Annotated in this window: 19 protein-coding genes; 17 read left to right on the top strand and 2 right to left on the bottom strand. The window is 38.1% G+C overall.

What is annotated here, in order from left to right; all coding sequences use genetic code 11:
* Positions 1–92 precede the first annotated feature (92 nt).
* The 17 genes from rplM (at position 93) to JT739_RS06325 (ending at position 20,655) form a co-directional block, all read left to right on the top strand.
* A complete protein-coding gene (rplM, locus tag JT739_RS06405; RefSeq protein WP_237660283.1) occupies positions 93–527 on the top strand; it encodes a 50S ribosomal protein L13 in 435 nt (144 codons plus the stop codon).
* Between the two features lie 17 nt (positions 528–544).
* Positions 545–934, top strand: coding sequence for a 30S ribosomal protein S9 (rpsI, locus tag JT739_RS06400; protein WP_237660282.1), 390 nt, complete (start codon positions 545–547; stop codon positions 932–934).
* A gap of 402 nt (positions 935–1,336) precedes the next feature.
* Entirely contained in the window at positions 1,337–1,666 is a 330-nt protein-coding gene (locus JT739_RS06395; protein ID WP_237660281.1) for a tRNA-binding protein, read from the top strand.
* A gap of 232 nt (positions 1,667–1,898) precedes the next feature.
* On the top strand, positions 1,899–3,917 hold the full coding sequence (locus JT739_RS06390; RefSeq protein WP_237660280.1) for a class I SAM-dependent DNA methyltransferase: 2,019 nt from the start codon (positions 1,899–1,901) through the stop codon (positions 3,915–3,917).
* The gene (locus tag JT739_RS06385) at positions 3,914–5,287 is read left to right on the top strand and encodes a restriction endonuclease subunit S (protein ID WP_237660279.1); all 1,374 of its coding nucleotides are present in this window, start codon (positions 3,914–3,916) and stop codon (positions 5,285–5,287) included. Before JT739_RS06390 ends, JT739_RS06385 begins: the two co-directional genes overlap by 4 nt.
* Positions 5,280–7,115, top strand: a complete 1,836-nt coding sequence (locus JT739_RS06380; RefSeq protein ID WP_237660278.1) for a DUF262 domain-containing protein — start codon at positions 5,280–5,282, stop codon at positions 7,113–7,115. The genes JT739_RS06385 and JT739_RS06380 overlap by 8 nt, the downstream gene beginning before the upstream one ends.
* 16 nt (positions 7,116–7,131) lie before the next feature.
* Positions 7,132–10,119 (top strand): type I restriction endonuclease, encoded by a 2,988-nt coding sequence (locus JT739_RS06375; protein WP_237660277.1) that lies wholly within the window; start codon positions 7,132–7,134, stop codon positions 10,117–10,119.
* 279 nt (positions 10,120–10,398) lie between these two features.
* Positions 10,399–11,418, top strand: coding sequence for a glycine betaine ABC transporter substrate-binding protein (locus tag JT739_RS06370; protein ID WP_237660276.1), 1,020 nt, complete (start codon positions 10,399–10,401; stop codon positions 11,416–11,418).
* 32 nt (positions 11,419–11,450) lie between these two features.
* Complete coding sequence (locus JT739_RS06365; RefSeq protein WP_237660275.1) at positions 11,451–12,323, top strand: proline/glycine betaine ABC transporter permease; 873 nt, start codon at positions 11,451–11,453, stop codon at positions 12,321–12,323.
* Complete coding sequence (locus tag JT739_RS06360; protein ID WP_237660274.1) at positions 12,316–13,491, top strand: glycine betaine/L-proline ABC transporter ATP-binding protein; 1,176 nt, start codon at positions 12,316–12,318, stop codon at positions 13,489–13,491. Before JT739_RS06365 ends, JT739_RS06360 begins: the two co-directional genes overlap by 8 nt.
* 405 nt (positions 13,492–13,896) lie before the next feature.
* Complete coding sequence (hydE, locus tag JT739_RS06355) at positions 13,897–14,946, top strand: [FeFe] hydrogenase H-cluster radical SAM maturase HydE (protein ID WP_237660273.1); 1,050 nt, start codon at positions 13,897–13,899, stop codon at positions 14,944–14,946.
* A gap of 7 nt (positions 14,947–14,953) precedes the next feature.
* Positions 14,954–16,189, top strand: coding sequence for a [FeFe] hydrogenase H-cluster maturation GTPase HydF (gene hydF / locus JT739_RS06350; RefSeq protein WP_370642590.1), 1,236 nt, complete (start codon positions 14,954–14,956; stop codon positions 16,187–16,189).
* Positions 16,176–16,958: an ABC transporter permease gene (locus JT739_RS06345; RefSeq protein ID WP_237660271.1), complete on the top strand. Its 783-nt coding sequence runs from the start codon at positions 16,176–16,178 to the stop codon at positions 16,956–16,958. The genes hydF and JT739_RS06345 overlap by 14 nt, the downstream gene beginning before the upstream one ends.
* Entirely contained in the window at positions 16,940–17,674 is a 735-nt protein-coding gene (locus tag JT739_RS06340) for an ABC transporter ATP-binding protein (protein ID WP_237660270.1), read from the top strand. Before JT739_RS06345 ends, JT739_RS06340 begins: the two co-directional genes overlap by 19 nt.
* Before the next feature lie 49 nt (positions 17,675–17,723).
* A complete protein-coding gene (locus tag JT739_RS06335; protein WP_237660269.1) occupies positions 17,724–18,758 on the top strand; it encodes an NrtA/SsuA/CpmA family ABC transporter substrate-binding protein in 1,035 nt (344 codons plus the stop codon).
* Between the two features lie 228 nt (positions 18,759–18,986).
* Positions 18,987–19,910: a DMT family transporter gene (locus JT739_RS06330; RefSeq protein WP_237660268.1), complete on the top strand. Its 924-nt coding sequence runs from the start codon at positions 18,987–18,989 to the stop codon at positions 19,908–19,910.
* A 58-nt stretch (positions 19,911–19,968) separates the two neighbouring features.
* Positions 19,969–20,655, top strand: a complete 687-nt coding sequence (locus tag JT739_RS06325; RefSeq protein WP_237660267.1) for a phosphoribosylaminoimidazolesuccinocarboxamide synthase — start codon at positions 19,969–19,971, stop codon at positions 20,653–20,655.
* Between the two features lie 52 nt (positions 20,656–20,707).
* Here JT739_RS06325 and trxB read toward each other — a convergent pair whose 3' ends face one another.
* Together trxB and JT739_RS06315 are read right to left on the bottom strand one after the other, a co-directional pair.
* The gene (gene trxB / locus JT739_RS06320; RefSeq protein WP_370642589.1) at positions 20,708–21,625 is read right to left on the bottom strand and encodes a thioredoxin-disulfide reductase; all 918 of its coding nucleotides are present in this window, start codon (positions 21,623–21,625) and stop codon (positions 20,708–20,710) included.
* A gap of 337 nt (positions 21,626–21,962) precedes the next feature.
* Positions 21,963–23,174: a patatin-like phospholipase family protein gene (locus JT739_RS06315; protein WP_237660265.1), complete on the bottom strand. Its 1,212-nt coding sequence runs from the start codon at positions 23,172–23,174 to the stop codon at positions 21,963–21,965.
* Positions 23,175–23,489: the final 315 nt, after the last annotated feature.

The raw sequence follows: 23,489 nt of genomic DNA, 5'->3' as shown, positions 1-23,489 counted from the left end.
AATTTAAAACACATCAATCCCCGCAATTAACAATGCTTGACACACAAAATTGCCTATTATACAATAACTTTATGCAAAAAGGAGGGAAAACAATGAGTTCATTCATGGCAAAGAAGGAAGAAGTAAAAAGAGATTGGTATGTAATTGACGCTGCAGGCAAACCTTTAGGGAGACTCGCAACAAAAGTAGCCATGATTTTAAGGGGCAAGCACAAACCCATATATACCCCCCATGTGGATACGGGCGATTACGTAATTATTGTTAATGCTGATAAAGTTGTTGTTACAGGAAAGAAGATGGACAATAAAATTTATTACCACCACACTGGCTATCCAGGCGGTATAAAAGCAATTAACTTTAGAGACTTTATGAAGAAAAGCCCGGAAAAGGTGGTCTATAAAGCCGTTTGGGGCATGCTGCCACACAACAGATTAGGGCGCAAAATGATTAAGAAGTTAAAAATATATAAGGGCTCGGAGCACCCCCATGAGGCTCAAAAACCCCAGACACTAAGTTTTGACAAGTAAGAGAAAGGAGGAGAGAAATGAAACAGGCAGTGCTTGCAACCGGGAGAAGAAAAACTTCCGTCGCTAAAGTATGGATAATGCCAGGCAGTGGGAAAATCGTTGTCAACAAAAGACCACTGGATGATTACTTTGGCCTTGAGACCTTAAGAGCTGAAGTAAAAAGGCCTCTTGAAAAATTAAATGCTTTAGATAAATTTGATGTAATCGTAAACGTTAAAGGCGGTGGGTTTACTGGTCAGGCCGGTGCCATTCGCCATGGAATAGCTCGCGCTCTTTTAAAGATTGATGGCGACTTCAGGCCAGTTCTTAAAAAAGAAGGCTTTTTAACAAGAGATCCTCGCATGAAGGAAAGAAAGAAATACGGTCTCAAAAAAGCACGTCGCGCTCCACAATTCTCAAAGAGGTAGGATTTGTGTTTCATTACACACGAGTTTGTTCAAACTTACAAAGTTTGTTTACGAGTTTACAAAACCGTCATAGGTATAAAAACCTTTGGCGGTTTTATTTTTTATAGGTTTACATTTTGGCCCTCCGGCGGATATTTATTTAATGAAAATCAATTAAAGAAAGGAGCATACAAAAGTGAGAAAAAAGTTTAGAAACTTAACGCCTAAACAAGCCTTTAATAAATATGCCGACGTTAAATATATTCCAAAGTAAAACCTTTACAACGCCATTGGTATTGACTGAAAACACCATATAATGATATTTATTTTTAGTAAATTATTAATAATAATGATATAATATTTTGCACAGTAAAACGGAATAGGAAATGTTTTAGTAAGATATGCAGGAGGATTGATTTTGTTATGGCAACTTTTGAAGATTTCCTGAAACTGGATATTAGAGTAGGAGAAATCATAAAAGCAGAGTCTTTTGAAAAAGCCAAGAAGCCTGCTTATAAACTATGGGTGGATTTTGGCGATGAAATAGGTATAAAGAAATCTAGCGCTCAAATTACTGCCTGTTATAAAAAAGAAGACCTAATTGGGAGGCAAGTGCTTGGAGTTGTGAACTTCCCACCAAAGCAAATTGCTGACTTTATATCGGAAGTGCTAATACTTGGAGTATATGCTGAGCAAGGGGTAGTATTAATTCAACCTGAACAGCCTGTGAAAAAGGGTGATAAATTAGGTTAAAGTTAGATTTCAAAATAGGTTAATTACCTTTGGCGTTTTATGTATGCAAAAGTCACTTAATCTTATAACAAGTTTAATAATAATTATTTTAATAATTTGGTCAAAAATGATTCCTGTGATTAATCAGCAGCAGGAAATATTTTGTTTTAATTGTATAATTAATATTATAAGACTTAAAGAACACAAAAATATTCAAAAAATAAATGCATCAAATTTCATAGGAGTGACAACATTGAATAACTTTCAAGAAAAAGTTAACTTTATCTGGAGCATAGCTGAACTTTTGAGAGGGCCATACAGAAAAGAACAGTATGGAAATGTAATATTGCCAATGGCTGTGCTAAGACGTTTTGACTGTGTGCTTGCAGAAACCAAGCAGGAAGTATTAAAAAAGTATGAGGAATTAAAGAAATCAGGGCTTCAAAATATGGACCCCGTTTTAAATAGAATCTCAAAGCAGGAGTTCAATAATACCAGTAAATATGATTTTGAAAAATTATTAGCTGACCCAGATAATATCGCTAGCAATTTAAGAGACTATATTAATGGCTTTTCTAAAAATGTCAGGGAAATCATAGAACATTTTGATTTTGACAAGGAGATTACAAAACTCAATGAAAACAATCTCCTCTATCTTGTCGTATCTGAGTTTAATAAAATAGATTTACATCCCGACAAAGTAAGCAATATCGAAATGGGTTATATATTTGAAGAATTGATAAGAAGGTTTTCCGAACATGGGGAAGCGGGTGACCACTATACTCCTCGTGAAGTTATAAGATTAATGGTAAATATTCTTCTGAATGAAGATAATGAGGAATTAACCCAGCCAGGCCTTGTTGTGACTGTCTACGACTGCTGTGCCGGTACCGGAGGCATGCTTTCCGTGGCAGAGAATTACATGCGTGAATTAAATCCTGGGATTCAGGTAGAATTATTTGGTCAGGAAATAAATCCTCAATCATATAGCATCTGCAAATCCGACATGCTTATCAAAGGCCAAAATGCAGACAACATTGTTTTAGGAGACAGTTTTACTGAAGATGGACATCGTGAAAAGACCTTCAGGTACATGCTTACGAATCCTCCTTTTGGTGTGGAATGGAAAAAAGCAGAAAAGTTCATTCGCGAAGAACATGAAAGAGAAGGATTTAACGGTAGATTTGGGGCAGGCCTTCCCAGAATATCAGATGGGTCCCTTTTGTTCCTGCAGCACTTGATATCTAAAATGAGGCAGGACGAAAAAGGTAGCCGTATAGCTATCATCTTTAACGGCTCTCCTTTATTTACCGGTGATGCAGGTTCAGGAGAATCGGAAATAAGGCGCTGGATAATTGAAAATGACATGCTGGAAGGTATTATCGCACTGCCTGACCAGTTATTCTATAACACGGGTATTTCTACCTATATCTGGATAGTTACCAATCGAAAAAATAATGATCCAAAGAAGGGGCCTGTAAGGACGGGTAAAATACAGTTAGTCAATGCGGTGGATTTCTATCAAAAAATGAGGAAAAGTCTTGGTAACAAGAGAAATGAAATCACTGAAGAGCAAATTAAAGAAATCACCAGGATATATGGTGAGTTTAAAGAGAATGAATACTGCAAGATTTTTGATAATGAAGATTTCGGATATCAGAAAATAGTTGTGGAAAGGCCCTTGAGACTTAATTTCCAGGTGACTGAAGAAAGGATTAATAATTTATATAATGAAACAGCCTTTAATAATCTTGCAAAGTCAAAGAAAAAGGGAACTGCAGGGCTTAAAGAAATAGAAGAGGGGAAAAAACTGCAGCAGCAAATAATAGATACCTTAAAAACAATGGATTCCACCATAGTGTATAAAAACAGAGATGAATTTACCAAAGTACTTAAAAAGACTTTTAAAACAGCAGGCATTAATTTGAATAGCCCCCTTTTAAAGGCTATCCTCTCTGCCCTGTCTGAAAGAGATGAAACAGCAGATATTTGTATAGACAATAAGGGTAACCCGGAACCAGACCCAGACTTGAGGGATACTGAAAATGTGCCCTTAAAAGAAGATATTCATGAATACTTTGAACGGGAAGTAAAGCCTCATGTTCCTGATGCATGGATAGATGAAAGCAAAACTAAAATTGGATATGAAATACCTTTCACAAGGCATTTTTATAAATACCAGCCCCTGAGACCTTCTGAAGAAATTATGAAAGAGATTATGGAACTTGAAAAGAGCATCTCAGAGAAGTTGAAGAAGGTGATGGGTGAATGAGTAAATATAAAAGGTATGAAAGGTATAAGGATTCAGGGGTTGAGTGGTTAGGGGAGATACCGGAGCATTGGGAAATTGGTCGACTAAAAAATTCTATTAAATCTTGTAGAAATGGAATATGGGGGGATGAACCACAAGGTGATAATAACGATGTTGCTTGTATACGTGTTACAGATTTTAATAGAATAAATATGGAGATTGAAGTAAACGACATTACAATTAGGAATATTCCTGCCTCTAAGCAAAAGATGTATTTACTAAAATATGGAGATTTATTAATTGAAAAATCAGGTGGAGGAGAAAAACAACCAGTTGGCTTTGTTACAATATTTAAACATAATATTCCTGCAGTTTATGCAAATTTCATTGCTAGGATGGAATTAAAAGAAGAAAAAGCATATTCAGGCTTTTATAAATATGTTCATTCAGCAATGTATTCAGTTAGATTAAATGTAAGGTCAATTAAACAGACTACAGGCATTCAAAACTTAGATACTAATTATTACTTTGAAGAAAGAGTTATATATCCACCACTAAATGAACAAAAAGCCATTGCCAATTTCCTTGACCAAAAAACTGCTGAAATAGATGCCTTAATTGCTGATAAAGAAAAATTGATTGAACTTTTGCAGGAAAAGCGGCAGGCTATTATAACCGAAGCAGTTACGAAAGGTCTCAACCCAAATGTTAGAATGAAGGATTCAGGTATTGAGTGGATAGGGGAGATACCAGAGCATTGGATTCTTTCCAAGATAAAGTATGTATCATTAATTAATAATAAAACATTAAGCGAAAGTACGGATGATGACTATGAAATAGATTATATTGACATAAGTAGTGTGACATCAATAGGTGAAATTGATGGCATTCAAAGGTTGAATTTTAAAGATGCACCTAGTAGAGCAAGGAGAATTTTATCTAAGGGGGATACCATAGTATCTACAGTTCGTACATATTTGAAAGCAATAGCCTTTATCGAAAATGTTCAATCAAACCTAATATGTTCGACAGGATTTGCAGTTTTAACTCCCCTATCAAAGGTTGTTCCGAAATACTTATTTTATTTAATGAGGTCAGAAAAATACGTTAATGAGATTGTTCGTAGGTCAGTAGGAGTTAGTTATCCTGCTATTAATGCTTCTGACATCGGTGCTTTAGAATGTGCAATACCAAATAAAGATGAGCAAAAGTATATTGTCGAGTATCTTGACAATTGCACTACACAGATTGACCAATTGGTAAATGATATACAAACACAAATCCAAAAACTAAAAGAATACCGCCAATCCCTTATATCAGAAGCAGTAACAGGTAAAATTGATGTAAGAGAATTTCAGAAAAAGAATGAGGTGATTTTTAGAAATGAATAAGATAACAGCCCATGCAGTAAATTTACGCACATTGCTGAATAACAAATATACGGTTCAATACTATCAGCGAGAATATAATTGGGGAACAAAACAGATTGAAGAGTTGATAGAGGATTTAACCAATGAGTTTTTTGAGTTCTATAAAGAAGGTGACAGGCAGATTGATGTAAGGAATTATGGAAATTACTTTCTCGGTCCCATTATCCTTACCAATGACAATGCAATTATAGATGGACAGCAGAGATTGTCATCATTAACACTGCTTCTTATTTATCTAAATAATCTACAGAAACAGCAGGCGAATTTACCTAAAGTCAATATTGATAACTATATCTATTCTGAAATGTATGGACAAAAGACATTTTGTATTAATGTTCCTGAAAGGGAGGAGTGTTTAGCATCTTTATTTGAAACAGGTGATTATGATATTACCAATGAGCAATCAGAGAGTGTTAGAAATCTTTATAATCGTTATAAAGATATTGAGCGGATTTTTCCGGATGAATTAAAAGGGGACCCTCTTCCGGTATTTATTGAATGGTTAATTGATAATGTATCTTTAGTACAGATACGGACTGATTCAGAGCAGGATGCCCATAAAGTGTTTGTAACTATGAATGATAGAGGGCTGCGACTTACTCCTACAGAGATGTTAAAAGGCTACCTTCTTTCCATGATTGATGACAACACTATTAGAAATAAGGCGAATGATTTATGGAAGAGTAAAGTAGTACAATTGAAAGATATGGAAAAAGACGGTGATGCAGACTTTATAAAGAATTGGTTAAGAGCACAGTATGCACAAACTATTAGAGAAGGTAAGAAAGATGCAGAAAACAAGGATTTTGATAACATAGGTACAACATTTCATAAATGGGTCCAAGAAAATAGGTCTATTATAGGTTTAAATAGCAGTATAGACTTTGAGAATTTTATATTGAAAAGATTTAATATGTATTCAGATATCTACATACGTTTAAAGGATTATTCACGTAACTTTAATAAAGAATATGAGTATGTATTTTATAATGCAGACAGAGGATTTACACTACAGTATCAGATTATACTATCTGCTATAAGAAGTGATGATACACGAGACATCATTGATAAGAAGATTAAAATGGTTTCTTGCTTTATTGATCAATTTATATCCATAAGAGTTTTTAATTTCAAGACAGTTGATTATTCATCTATTAGATATACAGTATTTAATATAACAAAAATGATACGTAATAAGGATATTAATCAATTAGCGGAAATATTAAAGGGCTATATAAATAGTATGGACTTGACTCTTGAAGGTATTGATGGTTTTTATTTAAATCAGTTCACAAAAAGATACATGCTTCATATTCTTGCAAGAATGACACATTACATAGAGGAACAAAGTGGTATCAACAGTAATTTTGCCGACTATGTGAATAGAGAGCAAAAAAATCCTTATGATATTGAACATATTTGGGCTGATGACTATACTCAGGGGAACCATCAACAGGATTTCTCAACGGAAGAAGAATTTAAACAGTTTAGAAATAGATTTGGAGGTCTACTAATACTTCCTAAAGATAAAAACAGAAGTTTACAGGATATGGAATATAGTAAGAAAGTAATTAAGTATGATAGTGAAAACCTATTGGCTAGGACATTAAATAAGAATTGCTATAGTAATAATCCACTATTTTTACGCTTTATGAACGAAACACAATTACCCTTTAAGCCATATGATCAGTTTGATAAAAAGGCATTAATAGAGAGGCAGTCCCTCTATAAAGAGATATGCAAAAATATATGGGATGTAAATAAAATTGATTTATTAGCAAATAGTTAATAAAGGGGTGGGGGAAGTGGCTAGAACTCCGGAGGAACTTAGGGAAATAGGCTTTGAGGAATATGTAGAAGAACACCTTATTAAATCAGGATATATTAAGGGTAATCCAGATGACTATAACAAAGAATTTGCTATCGATACCAAACTTCTATTTGAATTTCTGGAAGATACCCAGCCTGAGAAAATGGAAAGGTTAAGAGATATTTATAAAGACCAGTATCAATTTAAAATTTTAAGCCGATTAAATAGGGAACTAAATAATCGAGGCATGATTGATGTTTTAAGACATGGGATCAAAGACTATGGTGTTTATCTGGACCTTGCATATTTTAAACCAGCCAGCAAATTAAATGAAGAAATGGTTAAGCTGTATGAGAAAAATAGAATATCCGTCACAAGGCAGGTTCGCTACAGTACAAAAAATGATAAGAGCATTGATATGCTTATCTGTGTGAACGGGCTTCCAGTTGCTGTGATAGAACTCAAAAACCCCATTACGGGTCAAACATACGAAGATGCAATTATGCAGTATAAGAAAGATAGAAGCCCAAATGAATTATTGTTCCAATTTAAAAAAAGAGCCATAGTGTTCTTTGCTGTGGATACTGAGGAAATTTATATGACCACCAAGATAGCAGGAGAAAAAACCTTCTTCCTGCCATTTAATAAAGGCTGCGAGGGGGGCAAAGGTAACCCTGAGAATCCCAATGGATATAAAACCGCTTACCTTTGGGAAGAGATACTGCAAAAAGATAGCTTGATTGATATAATAAAAAGATTTGTCTTTGTAGAGACCCAAGAAAAGAAAGATATTGACGGAAACGTTTATATTTCTGAGACTGTTATCTTCCCGAGATTTCACCAGTTAGATGTGGTAAGAAAACTGGAGGCAGATGCCAGGGAAAAAGGAGCAGGAACAAACTATCTAATACAGCATAGTGCTGGTTCTGGGAAAACCTATTCTATATCATGGCTTGCCCATAGACTAGCTAATCTTCATGATAGCAACGACAATCCAGTTTTTGATTCGGTGATTGTGATTACGGACAGGAGAGTTTTAGATAGACAATTACAGGATAGCATTTATCAGTTGGAACATAAACATGGCGTTGTTGAAAAGATAGATAAAGATTCGAATCAGTTGGCGGAGGCCTTGAAAAGCGGCACAAGAATAATTGTCTCAACTCTTCAGAAGTTTCCCTTTATCATTGAAAAGGTTGGAGAGTTAGAAAAGCGTAAGTACGCAGTTATCATAGATGAGGCTCACTCCAGCAGCGCGGGGGAAAATATGGCTTCATTGAGAGAAGTTTTATCGGCAAATAGTTTAGAGGAAGCAGCGAAATTAGATGCGGAGCTAGAAGGCAAGGAGTATGACCCTGAGGAGGAAATTTTAAAAACAATAAAGAAAAGAGGAAAACAACCCAATATTAGTTTTTTTGCTTTTACTGCCACGCCTAAAGCTAAAACTCTTGAAATGTTTGGAACTAAAGGAGAAGATGGCCTACCCCATCCCTTCCATTTATATTCTATGAGGCAGGCTATTGAAGAAGGATTTATATTAGATGTACTGCGAAATTATGTTACTTATGAAACCTATTTTAAGTTGGCAAAAAAGATTGAGGATGACCCTGCTTTTGATAAGGCCAAGGCTACAAAGGCTCTTACGAGATACGTCAGCCTTCATCCCCATAATATTGCCCAAAAGACTGAAATAATGGTGGAGCACTTTAGAAATGTAACCAGGCATAAAATAGGTGGCAGAGCCAAGGCGATGGTTGTAACAAGTTCCAGACTTCATGCCGTACGCTATAAACTTGCCTTTGATGAATATATTAAGAAAAAAGGTTATAAGGATATGAAAACTCTGGTCGCATTTACCGGAACAGTGAAGGATGATGGGCTAGAGTATACAGAAAGCAGTATGAATAAATTTAAGGAGTCAGAACTTCCGGAGCGCTTTGCTACTGATGAGTATCAAGTACTGTTAGTTGCGGAAAAGTACCAAACAGGCTTTGACCAGCCTCTTTTACATACCATGTATGTAGACAAAAAATTATCAGGGGTCAAAGCAGTGCAAACTCTATCAAGGCTAAACAGGACCTGTCCAGGAAAAGAGGATACATTTATTCTGGATTTTGTAAATAAGGCAGAAGATATTCAAGAAGCTTTCAAGCCTTATTATCAGGCAACTATTGTAGAGGAAGTAACGGAACCGAATCTTCTCTATGATATTCAAAATCAGTTACATGCTTACGGTGTATATTTAAAAGACGAATTAGACCGATTTAATGCTATTTACTTTAAACCAAAAGACAAGAAGACTTCCAGAGACAGGGCCATATTAAATCATTTAATAGATGCAGCAGTAGAGAGATTCAAAAAAATGGAAGATAAGTGGAAGCAGGACTTTACTAGTCAAGGAACTAAATTTATACGCCTTTATTCATTCATACTACAAATTACACCATTCGAAGATGTTGAACTTCATAAGTTATATGTATATTTAACATATTTGCTTAAAAAATTGCCGAGAGAAAAAGGCTCCTCTATCCATCTGGCGGATGAAGTTGCTTTAGAATACTATACCATCAAGAAGACATTTGAAGGAAGCGTTTCCTTGACTCCTGACTATGAAAATGTGCCCGTTGCACCAGTTAAATTTGCAGGAACGACAATAAAGGAGGAACAGAAAGAATACCTTTCCACAATTATCGAGAGGCTAAACAAAAGGTTTGGAACTAGTTTCACAAAATCTGACCAGTTATCTGTTGAACAAATAAAAGAAGATTTTGCTGCTGATGAAGATTTGGTTCAAAAGGCTAAAACAAATACAATTGAAGATTTTAAATTAGCCTTTGAGAAAGTTTTTATAAACAAAGTTGTGGACAGGATGGATCAAAATAAGGCCTTCTTTACTCGTGTTTTAGATGATGAACAGTTCAGAATTGCCCTTATGGAATACATGCTGGTTGAGACTTATCAAAAGTTAAGATCTGCGGTTTAACAGACAAACGGAGATATATCAGAGGTATTCCCCTTTTTGATGTTTTATTAAGCAAGTTGACCTTAATAACAAACTCTAGCCCAAATATAACATTTCCAGTTAAAATTTCAGTTCTTTCCGTTAAATCCAGGGATTATCCAAATAAACCGGCAAAACCAGGAAGGTCAAGGTTTACGACTTGGAATTGTCAGAAATCACTGATAATAGCGTTTGACCATAGCTCCATATTATGTTAACATAACTTTGTTGCCAAAAATTTAAATAAAGGGGGAGATGTCAATGAAGCGAATCGGTATTTTGCTGTTGACGGCTGTATTTTGCCTGCTTACCGTAGGTGGGTGCGGTAGCGGTTCTAGCAAAAGCAGTAACGCCCCCGTCACAATTGTAGCAACAGACAATGGCTGGGACAGCCAAAAACTTCACAACGCCATAGCAGAGCTGATTGTAGAACATGCTTATGAGGGATATGAATTTGAAGTTTCCACAGCATCATCTACAATGAACTGGCAGGCACTTACTGCCGGTGATATAGACCTGGATATTGAAAGCTGGACTGACAATGTGGCTACATACGAGGAAGATAAGGCAAACGGATATATCATCGACTTAGGTGTGCTTGTGCCAGACAGCGCTCAGGGTTTATATGTTCCACGTTATGTAATTGAAGGCGACGGGGAGCGGGGTATCGAGCCCATGGCACCCGACTTAAAGACGGTGGAAGACCTGAAGAAATACCCACACGTGTTCCCGGATGATGAAGAGCCTGGCAAGGGGCGTATTTACGGTTCCATTCCTGGGTGGATGGCCGATGAAATTTTATACAAAAAATATCAGTATTACGGCTTGGACAAATATTATAACTATGTGCGTTTGGGCAGTGAAGCCACGCTGTTTGCTTCCTTAGAAAGCGCATACAACCTAGGTGAACCATGGGTGGGTTACTGCTATGAACCAACATGGATTACGGGAAAATTGGACCTGGTGCTGTTGGAAGATGCTCCTTATGATCCTGAGCTATATTTGGAAGGTAAATGCAGTTTTCCTGCACAACAATTAAAGATTGTCAGCAGCAGTAAATTCCCTGAAAGGGCACCCGAGCTGGTTGATTTCTTTAAAAAGTACAGGACGGGCAGTGAACTGATAAGTAAGGGCCTGGCACATTTGATCGAAACCGGTGCCAGCCATAGAGAGACGGCCATTTGGCTGTTAAAGGAGTATGACTATTTACTTGATGAGTGGTTGCCAGTGGAAAACGCGGAGAAAATGAGAGCTTACTTAAATAGTCTTCAAAGCAGTTAAAGCGATCAGTCGTGGAAAGAGGTGAGCTTTATTTGAAGGACTATTTACTGAAATTTCCCGATGCCTGGCAATTTGATGTAAATGATGTCATAGACAACGGGATTAAAGCTTTTAGCAGAAACCACAGAGAATTTTTTAATATTATAAAGAAAGGTGTCGTATTCTCCATTCATGGGATAAAGGACTTTCTGTCTTTTATCCCTTGGTGGCTTTTTATATTAATCATTGTATTAATAGGTTGTCGCGTCAGCAGAAAAAAGCATGTAGGCATACTATATGGCGCCATGCTTTTTTTCATTGGTAGCGCCGGTTTATGGGACCATATGCTGCAAACCCTGAGCATCATCATAGCTTCGGTTGTTCTTTCTGTGCTTCTGGGTTTCCCGATAGGTATACTCTTAGCATTAAAAAAAGATGCGGAGAGAATAGTTAGACCCATTCTGGATTTAATGCAGACCATGCCAACTTTTGTCTATCTAATCCCAGCAGTTATGCTTTTCGGTGTCGGCATCACACCCGCTCTGATGGCTACCACAATATATGCAATCGTGCCGATGATACGCCTAACAAGTCACGGTATCGATCAGGTGGACAAGGAAGTGCTAGAAGCGGCAACTGCCTTTGGCTCCACCACTCTGCAAACCTTAGTCAAAGTGCAAATTCCTCAGGCTTTGCCCACGATTATGACGGGAGTCAACCAGACAATTATGATGGCCATGTCCATGGTGGTTACCTGTGCCATAATCGGCGCCGAAGGGCTGGGTATGGAAATACTGGTAGCCACAAACCGCACGGAAATGGGAAAAGCCTTAATGCCTGGCATCTCCATTGTCTTTATTGCCGTTATTCTCGATCGCATCACTCAGGGCCTTGTGGGCGACAGGGAGAGGATGCCGAATGAGTAAGGATGTCATCATAAAAGTGGAGAATCTGTGCAAATTATACGGTAAGAATAAAGCTGAAGCTACGGAGCTCATGAAAAGGGGCGCCGATAAGGATACGGTTTATAAAAAGACTGGAGTGACTGTAGCCCTTTGGGATGTATCCTTTGAGGTGGAGCGGGGCAAAATCTTTGTCATTATCGGCCTGTCTGGCTCGGGCAAATCTACCCTCATCAGGTGTCTGAATCTGCTTACAAAGCCCACTTCCGGCAAAATTTACTTTGAAGGCGAAGATATCCAAAAATTCAGTAAACAGCAGATTCTGAATTATCGGCGCAATAAAATTTCTATGGTGTTCCAGAACTTTGGCCTCATGTCCCATCGGAATGTTTTAAACAATGTGGCATATGGACTTGAAGTCAAAAATGTCCCCCGCCAGTTGCGGGAAAACAAAGCCCGCGAGATGATTGCACTGGTGGGACTTGACGGCTGGGAAGAGCAGGCCATAAGCAACCTTTCAGGTGGTATGAAGCAGCGCGTGGGCTTGGCTAGGGCTCTCGCCAGCGATCCGGACGTGCTTTTGATGGACGAACCATTTTCCGCACTAGACCCATTGGTAAGGCGGGAAATGCAGTTTGAACTGCTGTCCATTCAGAGCAAACTAGAAAAAACAATTATTTTCATTACCCATGATATCAATGAAGCCTTCAAGCTGGGGGATACCGTAGCCATAATGCGCGACGGGAAAATCATACAGATCGACACTCCTGAAAGGATGTCCGCCCGCCCAGCAGATGACTATGTCCGGGAATTTATTGAAAGTGCCGATAAAACTCAAATTCTTACGGCAAAGCACGTTATGATCCGGCCAAAGTGTCTGGTTAAGCCCAAGGATATGCCGAGTCAGGCAATACGTGAAATGGGTGCCAATGATGTATCAACGGCTTATGTGGTAGACGATAAAATGAAATTCCTGGGTGTAATAACCATAGATGACGCTATTCTGGCCCGGGATAAAAACTTACCCATGCCTTCCTTAATCAAAACCGATGTTTACACCTGCCATGAAGACACGATATTGAGCGAAATCTTATCCATTGCCGCCGAATCCAAATACCCACTGGCAGTGCTGGACAGCCAGGGCAAACTAAAAGGAATTATAAGCAAGGCAGCAGTATTATCTTCACTGTAGGAATCAAAGGCCAACCAAAATTACATCAGAACCATGAATGCGGTGGACACCTTTGAAAATATGATGCACATCAGTCAGCTGGTTTAGAACAGGCGGCAAAGGGGAAGTGGAAAGCATAGACCCTTGGCTGCCTGTTTTTTGTGATAAAATTCACTATTGACAATATCATATTTGGGTATATAATATACATGAAACTTTATCCGAAGTATTGGAAAATCCGATGCGGAGGATACAAAAGTCCATATGAGCCTAGTTGCAAGGATTTTTCTGAGCAAAAGGGCGGAGGACCAAAGGTGCATTTTATGTGAGGATAAATATTTTATTTTATCCCATAATGTGAAATGCATAACAAGCACGGTAACCTCGGCTTTTTGCCGAGGGTTTGTTGTTTTTAAGGGGGATTTTATGGAGATTTATCAACTTGTACGAAACATAAGCCAGGGATACCTTCCTAATGTGGAAGAAGTTGAACTGCTGCTTAGAGCTGAAGGTCAGGAGCTTTCCTATATTTTTGAAGCGGCTGATAAAATCAACACACAGTATAACGGAAACCAAGTTCATATTCGAGGCATAATTGAGTTTTCAAATTACTGCAGGGCAAGGTGCGCCTATTGCGGCTTAAATGCGGAAAATAAGGAACTTGCGCGCTACCGCATGGAGCCTGATGAAATAATTCAAACTGCCAAAGAGGCGATTGATGCAGGATATAAAACTATCGTGCTTCAGTCAGGAGAAGATTTGTGGTACACGAAGGAAAAAATATCATACATTATCAAGGGAATTAAAGCTCTTGGGGATGTAGCTGTGACTTTGAGTGTGGGTGAGAGAGATTATGAAGATTACAGGCAGTGGAAAGAAGATGGAGCAGACAGGTTTTTGTTAAAACACGAGACAATAAATCGGAAGCTCTACGAAAAACTTCACCCTCATTCTACATTACGAAACAGAATTCTTTGTTTGAAACAGCTGAAACAACTGGGATATCAAACTGGCAGCGGATTTATGATAGGCCTTCCCGGCCAAACTACAAAGGACATAGCAAAGGATATCCTGTTTTTAAATAGATTGAAAGTTGATATGGCAGGAATTGGGCCCTTTATCCCCCATAAGGGGACGGCATTAAGAGATGCTCCGGCAGGGAGCAATGAGATGACTCTAAAAGCCTTGGCTGTAAGTAGATTAATTTTGAAGACGACCCATCTGCCGGCAACTACGGCCCTTAGGACTCTAAATGGGAAAGATGGTCAAAAGGCATTTCATGTAGGCGCAAATGTAATAATGTTAAAATTAGAGCCTTATAAATATCGAAGGCTTTACGAGATTTATCCCAAGGCATTAGGTGTAGAAAAAAGCATAAGGGAAGAGAGAGCAGAAATGGAAAGGTTTATCGAAAGCATGGGAAAAGAAGTGGCTAAAGGCAGAGGAGATTCCATTAGGTTCATTGAAAGGTTGTGATGAAGACATGAATGAAACTCCCAGGGCAAACCGGCTTCATATAGCTGTATTTGGCAGAAGAAATGCCGGCAAATCAAGCATTATAAATGCAATTACCGGTCAGGAAGTGGCACTGGTTTCTGAACATCCAGGGACCACTACAGATCCGGTATATAAAGCAATGGAACTTTTACCGCTGGGACCCGTTGTATTTATAGATACTGCAGGTTTGGACGATGTCGGTGATTTAGGAAAGCTGAGGGTTAAAAAGACACTGGGTGTCATGGACAAGACAGACTTGGCGCTTATGGTCTTTTCTCCCGAAAATTCCGATTTTGCTTTAGAAAAAGAGTGGAGTAAAGAGCTTCAGGCACGAAAAATTCCCATTATTGGTGTAGTAAATAAAATAGATATAAAAGATATAGACATTAAAGAGATTGCAAAAGACTTTGATTTTCCGTTTATAAAAGTCAGTGCCAAAGAGGGAACCAATATTGGGAAGCTAAAAGAAATGATCAGCCAAAACGCCCCTACAAATTTTGAACTTACAGCTTTAATTGGAGACATCTTAAAGCCAAAATCCCTGGTGGTTTTAGTAGCTCCCCAAGATATCCAGGCCCCTAAAAATCGGCTGATTTTACCTCAGGTTCAGACCATTCGCGATTTGCTTGACCACAACTGTATGGCTCTTGTTGCAAAGGATACTGAACTTGAGGATCTACTTAATAGCTTAAATAAACAGCCTGATTTAGTGATAACCGATTCTCAAATTTTTAACCGTGTAAGCCAGATGATTCCTGAAGAGGTGCCATTGACATCATTTTCCATAATCATGTCAAGATATAAAGGAGAGCTTAGTACTTTTATAAAAGGTGCCAATGCCATTGATAAGCTAAAACCGGGGGATAGGGTATTGATTGCAGAGGCATGCACACACCATCCCTTGGAAAACGACATCGGAAGGCAGAAACTGCCTGCTCTTTTGGAAGCAAAAGCCGGCGGGAAGCTGGAAATAGATATTAAAGCCGGAGCCGATTTTCCAGAGGATTTAACGCCTTATAAGCTCATACTCCATTGCGGTGCTTGTATGCTAAATAGGAAGCAAATGTTATCCAGAATTATAAGGGCTGAGCAGCAGAATGTGCCGATTACAAACTACGGAATGGCTTTTGCTCATGCAGCAGGAATTCTAAAGCGGGCCACATGCATGTTTGAGCAGGGAGAGGGCGGTCTTTCAAGTGGAGGCAGACATGACAAAAGCTAAAAAAGTGTTAAAAAGCCTGTTTCTGCCTGCAGCAATTTTTGCAATATGGTATTTAACTTCTAACGCTGGCATTTTAAACACATACATTATACCACCGCCCCAAGAAATATTTGAGACGGCAGCTGTGTTAATTAAGAAAGGAACCTTAGCTAAGCATGTGGCGTCAAGCCTCTACAGGGTTTTTTTCGGGTTTTTATTGGCTTTTATTCTTGCATTTCCTACTGCTGTCTTGATAGGCATAATAAGGCCTTTGGAGGACTACTTAATTTTGATTATTGAATTTGTCAGGCACGTTCCTCCAATAGCATGTATTCCCATGCTGATTTTGTGGCTGGGAATAGGGGAGTCTTCTAAAATAGCCGTTATTATACTGGCGGCTTTCTTCCCCATATTTTTAAATACCTTAAACGGTGTTATAAACTGTGACTATAGATTATTGGAGGTAGGTGATGTCTTTGGATTTAGTGTAAAAGATAAGTTTTTTAAAATTATCCTGCCTTCAGCAATACCTTATGTCACGGTGGGAATGAGGCTTGGTCTTGGCTACAGTTGGCGAGCCCTGATTGGGGCAGAGCTAATAGCTGCATCTTCAGGTATAGGCTACATGATAATGGATGCAGAACAACTCTCGCGGCCTGACATTATTATAGTAGGCATTATTACCATTGGTATGCTGGGCTATGTAATAGATTTATTGTTTTTTTCCTTAACTGCAAAATTATCTAGCTGGAATAAAGAGGGGGCAAAATCATGGCAGGAATTAGAATAGAAAACCTCGCAAAGACATACTACATCAAAGACCGTAAAATAACCGCCCTCTCCGACATCAATTTAGAAGTTGATGACAACAGCTTTGTAACGGTGGTAGGACGCAGCGGCAGCGGCAAAACCACACTGCTTAGGATTCTTTGCGGTTTAGAAGAAAAAAGTCAAGGCCAAATTTACTATACTAAAGGCGAAGATATTATCTCAAAACCCAAAATAAGCATGGTGTTTCAGGAGCCCCGGCTTATGCCATGGCTAACAGTGGAGGAAAACATTGGATTTAGCTTAATAAATGAAAATCCCAAAGTCAAAAAACGCAAAGTGGATTTACATTTAGAGTTGTTAGGCCTTAAAGCATTTAAAGATGCTTATCCCAACCAAATATCCGGCGGCATGGCCCAGAGAGTAGCACTGGGCAGGACGCTGTGCTATGACCCTGAAATAATTTTAATGGACGAACCCCTTGGAGCATTAGATGCTTTTACCCGTCAGAACTTGCAGCGAGAGATAGTGAACCTTTTCGCAAATAGGCAAAAGACAGTTATTTTTGTTACACATGATGTGGATGAAGCAATACTTTTAGGACAGAAAGTGGTAATCTTAGAAAAGGGAAGTGTAAAAAAACAAATACCTATAGACCTGCCTTATCCCAGAAGTCCTGAGTCAGAAAGATTTTTTAAATATCGCCAGGAAATATTGAGGACTATCATGGGGAATTAGGGCAACTAAAAATATATAAAAATTAGCTTTAAGTGAAGGAGAGGTTAAAATGAAAAAATACAGTGTACAAAAATTTTTAGCTTTGTTTTTGATAGTTTTAATTACCATATCCATAATGCCTGGGTGTGCCTCAAACCAAAATACGGGTTCTAATGATAAAACTTCTGCATCGGCGGAAAAAGCTGACAATGAGACTACTACACCCTCTGAAAAAACTGTAGACGAAATAAATATTTCTTATGTAAAGCTGCCGCTGAATGTGCCGTCTATTGTTGAGAAAAAACTTAGACTCTTTGAAGAAGAGTTTGAAAAAGATGGCATAAAAGTCAATTTCCCAGAAATTACTGAGGGGCCTAAGATGACCGAAGCTTTGGCTGCCGGTTCTCTTGACTTTTGCAACGCATTAGGCGGCACATCTGCCATTTTAGCTGCTGCAAATGGTGTAGACCTAAAGATAATAGGCATTTACAGCAGAGCCCCTAAAGCATTTACCATAATGACTAAAGATGATGGAATAACCTCTATAAACGACCTAAAAGGTAAGAAGATAGCAGGACCTAAGGGCACAATCCTGCACCAACTGTTGCTTGAGGCACTTAGCAGGAATCAAATGAGCATTGAAGACGTGGAATATATCAATATGAGCATTCCTCAGGCGGTAGCAGCTATGAACTCCGACAACGTAGATGCAGCTCTTGTGGCAGGCCCTGCAGTGCCTCAGGCAATTGATGCTGGTGGGCGAATAATTACTACCGGTGAGGGTTTATTAGACGCTACCATAGTAATTGCAGTAAGAGGAGACTTTCTAAGAGAGCATCCTGATTTGGTGAAAAGGTATATGCAAGTACACAACAGGAGTTTGCAATATATGAAGGAAAATCCCGAAGAGGTTTACAAAATGGCCGCTGAGGAAACGGAAATATCTGAGGAGAATGTAATCACTATGTACGACTGGTATGATTTTAACCCTGAAATCACAGAAAAAGATATAGAGGAACTTGAAAAAACCCAAGACTTCTTGCTGAAAAACGACATGTTAAAACAACCAATAAACATATCAGAGATTATCGTAGATCAATTGTGATTTTCAACTAATATCACATATCAAAGATAACGGCACGTTCCCTAAAGTTTGACCTGCTACTTGCATTTGCTTCGAATATTGGCATGAGTAGCAGCAAGGAAATAAAACACGAACGATTTGGGGAATATTTGCCGTTATCTTCGTTTTTAGGCAAAATTACTATACCCGAATGAGATAAAGTATGGTATTATATTATATATCTGAAAGATAAGTTTATGAGGTGTTGCCATGTCTGATACCCTGCGTGTATATATAGGCCTTTTTGGAGTTGCCTTTTTTTGGGGAACCTCATGGGCTGCATCAAAAATCGGCCTTCAAGAATTTTCCCCCCTACATCTTACACTTGTAAGGTTTATGGCCGCTTCTGTAATTTTTTATTGCATGGTAAAGTTATTTTATAAAGATTATGTTATAGAAAAACAGGACAAAAGGCGTATTTGGCTTTTAGGATTGTTAGGAGTATCAATTTATTTTTTGCTTCAGCATACAGGACTTGATATGACCACTACCGTTAACTCCTCAATTTTAATTGCCACAAGCCCCATTTTCACAATGTTTTTATCCGCAAAGTTATTTCGCCAGGAAGAATTGACATATAGCGGCATTTTTGGTGCACTGCTGGCTTTTCTTGGAGTCTTTTTAGTTTTTACTGGTGGTAAAGGAATTTCAATTGGACGAGGCACCCTTATTGGCGATTTGCTTATGCTTTTAAATTCAGTAGTTTGGGCGCTTTTTTCTGTTTTAGGTAAAGATGTAGTTGATAAATACGATCCATTTGTAGTGATGGCATATGCATATTTATATGGGACAATTACTATGCTGCCCTTTGCCTTTGCTCCGGGCTTTGTTGCTTCGGTAAAGACAGCGTCAATTACAACTTGGGCTGCAGTAATTTACCTTGCTCTATTTTGCTCGGTATACTCCTATTATATGTGGTATAAAGGCATAAGGATATTAGGGGCTTCTCAGACAGCCATGTTTAATTATATAAATCCCGTAATAGCAGTAATCATCGGTGTAATTTTTTTAAAAGAGGCCTGGAATGTGTATACTTTAATAGGAGGCATATTAGTTTTTTTAGGTGTATATATAACTTCAGCCAGTAAGGGGAATTTTCTAAAAAAAGAGTCGAAAAGTCATTTAAAAAGTTAATTATATATGGCCAATTGCCATTGGTGTAAACTTATTTTAAGTTAAGGAGGATACGAGCTTGAAAATAATACGTGAAGGTAAAACAAAGACTGTAATTGATGCAGGTGACGGAAATTTATTGCTTCGCTTTAAGGATGATGTGACTGGAACAGGTGATGTGGTTGACCCAGGTGCCAATGAGGTCATTGGTAAAATTGAAGGCAAAGGTAATGCCTCCCTCAAATTATCAAAATATTTTTTTGATATTTTAAGAGCAAAAGGGATCAAAACACACTTTATCGATGCAGATCTTAATGCAAATACCATGTTGGTAAAAAGGGCTGAAACCTTCGGCTATGGTTTGGAATTTATTTGCCGACTTAAAGCTGCTGGCAGTTATGTAAGAAGATATGGGAAGTATATAGAAGAAGGCAGACCATTAGACTATCTGGTGGAAATAACTCTGAAAGACGATGAAGCAGGAGACCCGCTTATAAACGAGGAAAGCCTTGTAAAACTTGGGCTGATGACTAAGGAAGAGGTAGAAGAAGCCGTACTTCTCACAAGAAAAGTTACAAAAATCGTTGAGGACGAATGCAGACGCTTCGGATTGGAATTAGTAGATATTAAATTTGAGTTTGGAAGAGTAGAAGGAGAAATTGCTGTTATAGATGAAATCTCAGGGGACAATATGCGCGTATTAAAAGGGGACAAACAACTTTTTCAAAAAGAACTTTGTAAAATAATTACAGGTAATCAACAGTAAGAATCTTGGCATGACTTCAAAATCAAATAAAACAGTGAAGGGTAGCAATTAGCTACCCTTCACTGTTTTCAAGAAATTTTCCTGCTTCTACAGCGGCAATAGCGCCATCTGCCACTGCAGTAACAACTTGCCTCAAAGGCTTTTGCCGTACGTCTCCTGCAGCAAAAAGGCCCGGTGTTTTTGTCTTCATGCGTTCATCAGTTATTATGTAACCTTGTTCATCTAACTGGACCAAGTCTTTGGCAAATTCAGTGTTAGGAGTATAACCAATAGCTACAAATATGCCATCTACTGATATAGAATCCTGCTTGCCGCTTTTAACATTTTCAAATACGACTTCCTCAACACCATCTTTTCCTTTTATTTCTTTGACAATTGAGTCCCATATGAATTTAATCTTTTCATTTTTAAAGGCGTGTTCTTGAAGGATTTTAGTGGCCCGCAGCTCATTGCGTCGGTGAATCACATATACGGTGCTGGCAAAGCGCGTTAAATACAAAGCTTCCTGTATTGCTGTATCACCGCCGCCTACCATGGCTATAGGCTTATCTTTATAAAATGCACCGTCGCAAGTGGCACAATAGGAAATACCGCGACCTATAAATTCTTTTTCGCCCTTTACTCCCAGTTTGCGCGGTTGTGCGCCAGTGGCCAAAATCACTGTTTTGGCTTTAAAGCTTTCGCCTTTCAAAAAAACAGTAAACAAATCGCCGTTTTTATCGATTTTTTCTACATCGCCGTTTACAAATTCTGCTCCCAGCTTTTCAACTTGCTGCTTCATAGCATCGGTAAGTTCCATACCATTTACGCCTTCAGGAAAACCTGGATAATTCTCTATCTTATGTGTTAAAGCGGCTTGACCTCCAGGAAACATCTTTTCAAAAACAACTGTGGAAAGTTTAGCTCTGGCAGCATATAAACCTGCCGCAAGCCCTGCCGGACCTGCACCTATTACGGCTACGTCGTATATCACTTGTTACCCACCCTTCATAGTAATGATTATCATTATACGTATATAATAACATATTTCTAAAATAAAATCAAAAAAATACCAAAATAAGTTGCAGTATCAAAATCAGGTTAAACGATAATGGATTACTTGACGTGGTCTTGCAGTCTAACATTTATTAAAATGGGCAGACTCTTACAGCTTTTTTTGTCAAAACATATCGTAAGCAAAAAAATTAATCGCAATTTCCCGGGAAATATGACAAAGTAATTAGATAAATTTCAGCAAATCGGCAATTTCTATATTAGTTTGCTCACAAACTTAGCTGAATATCTCTATCATAAATATACCCAACTATTTATTTTTTTAGTTCACTTACAAACACGCTGACGATCTCAGGAAACAGCTGCTCTTTTACGGATTTAATCACAATCTCGGATTGTTTAAAGATGCGAGGGATTTTATCTGAAATAGTCTCAGAAGTTATATGGTAGTTTTGAAGCACTAGATTCAACAATTCGTCGAAATCATATATCCTGAATTTATCTATTTTGCAGTACAAAGCCGCTTTTTCGACAAGGCTAATAAATATGTCTTTATACGATGTACTTTGAACCAATCCCAATATGTCTGAAAGTCGAGGAATGATTTTTTCAAAAAGAAGCCGCCTATAGGGGATGTTGTCTGGAAACCCTAATATTTTGGCAAGCTTTTGCACTCCCTCTTGGCTAAGATTAAGGAAAAATTGCAGAAAATAATCATCAGGTTGATTTGCAATAATGTAATAATAACGGCCGCTGTATTTTTTTATGGTACTTAGAGCGTCATAATAGCCTAACTTAAGATTTCTTTGGGCTCTTTCTGCTGAAAAGTCCAGGGTACCGCCTAAATCCTCCGAGGGGTTAATCGTGATTAAATTTAGCCGGTTTTTATTTATCCTGCGCGTTCTCCCTATTCCATACAGTCTTATAGCTATTATGTCTTTGTAGCCCTTTGCCGTTAAAAGTTTAATGGGCAAATTGTCAAAAAAACCGCCGTCAATATATAGCTTTCCGTCTATTTTTTCTAATTTAAAAAAGGGTAAATTGGCGCTGGCCATTAGGTAATCTACTATCATTCCTTTGGGTATATCTTCTATATAAAGCTCTAGTGGCTTAAAACCTGTTAATGATACTGTGACAATGCCAAAGTCTTTGCCAGAGTTTCTAATTTTGTCTTCATATATAAACTTGCTTAATAGCTGGCGAAGTGGAGTTACATTGAGACCGCCTTCTTTAAACAGCTCTCTAATAGTCTTTACTAAATGGAAGAAACTTTCCGGGAAAACCTCCAGCTCCTTTATTTTAGGTATCATTTCATCATCGATTTTGAGGATTTTATCAAAAGACATATTATGCCAGATTTCATATGCTTTATCAAAATCGTCTTGACAGATCATGGCACCGTTTAAAGCCCCAACGGATGTGCCTGCAACGCCGTTAAACTCCATTCCAAGCTCTCTTAATGCTTTCCATGCTCCGATTTGATATGCTCCTCTGGCTCCACCGCCTTCCAGCACAAGACCCAACATTATTATTACCTCCGTAGCTGTTTTCGTCTATGGCGTATTAACATCAATCTGTACGTAAATAATACCATAGCAGCATTTTGCGTGGCAATTATCCTACAACTTTTAGATGGCTATATACTAAAGAACAAAAATGAGAAGATTCTGTCAATAATCTTTGAAAATGTCACCTAAAAGGCATGATTTTTATTCAGTGAAAATGTCACCTTTGGCATAAAATAAAAACAACAAAACACGTTACAAATTTGATTAAATATTGTATTTAACAGCAAAAGAAAAAACGAGCATGAGAGAATAAGCCCTTGATAATATCCATCA

This window comes from Tepidanaerobacter sp. GT38 (assembly GCF_021991635.1).
Taxonomy (GTDB): domain Bacteria; phylum Bacillota; class Thermosediminibacteria; order Thermosediminibacterales; family Tepidanaerobacteraceae; genus DTU063.
The sequence above is the reverse complement of the archived record's forward strand: the minus strand, read 5'-3'. Positions and strand labels throughout refer to the sequence as shown.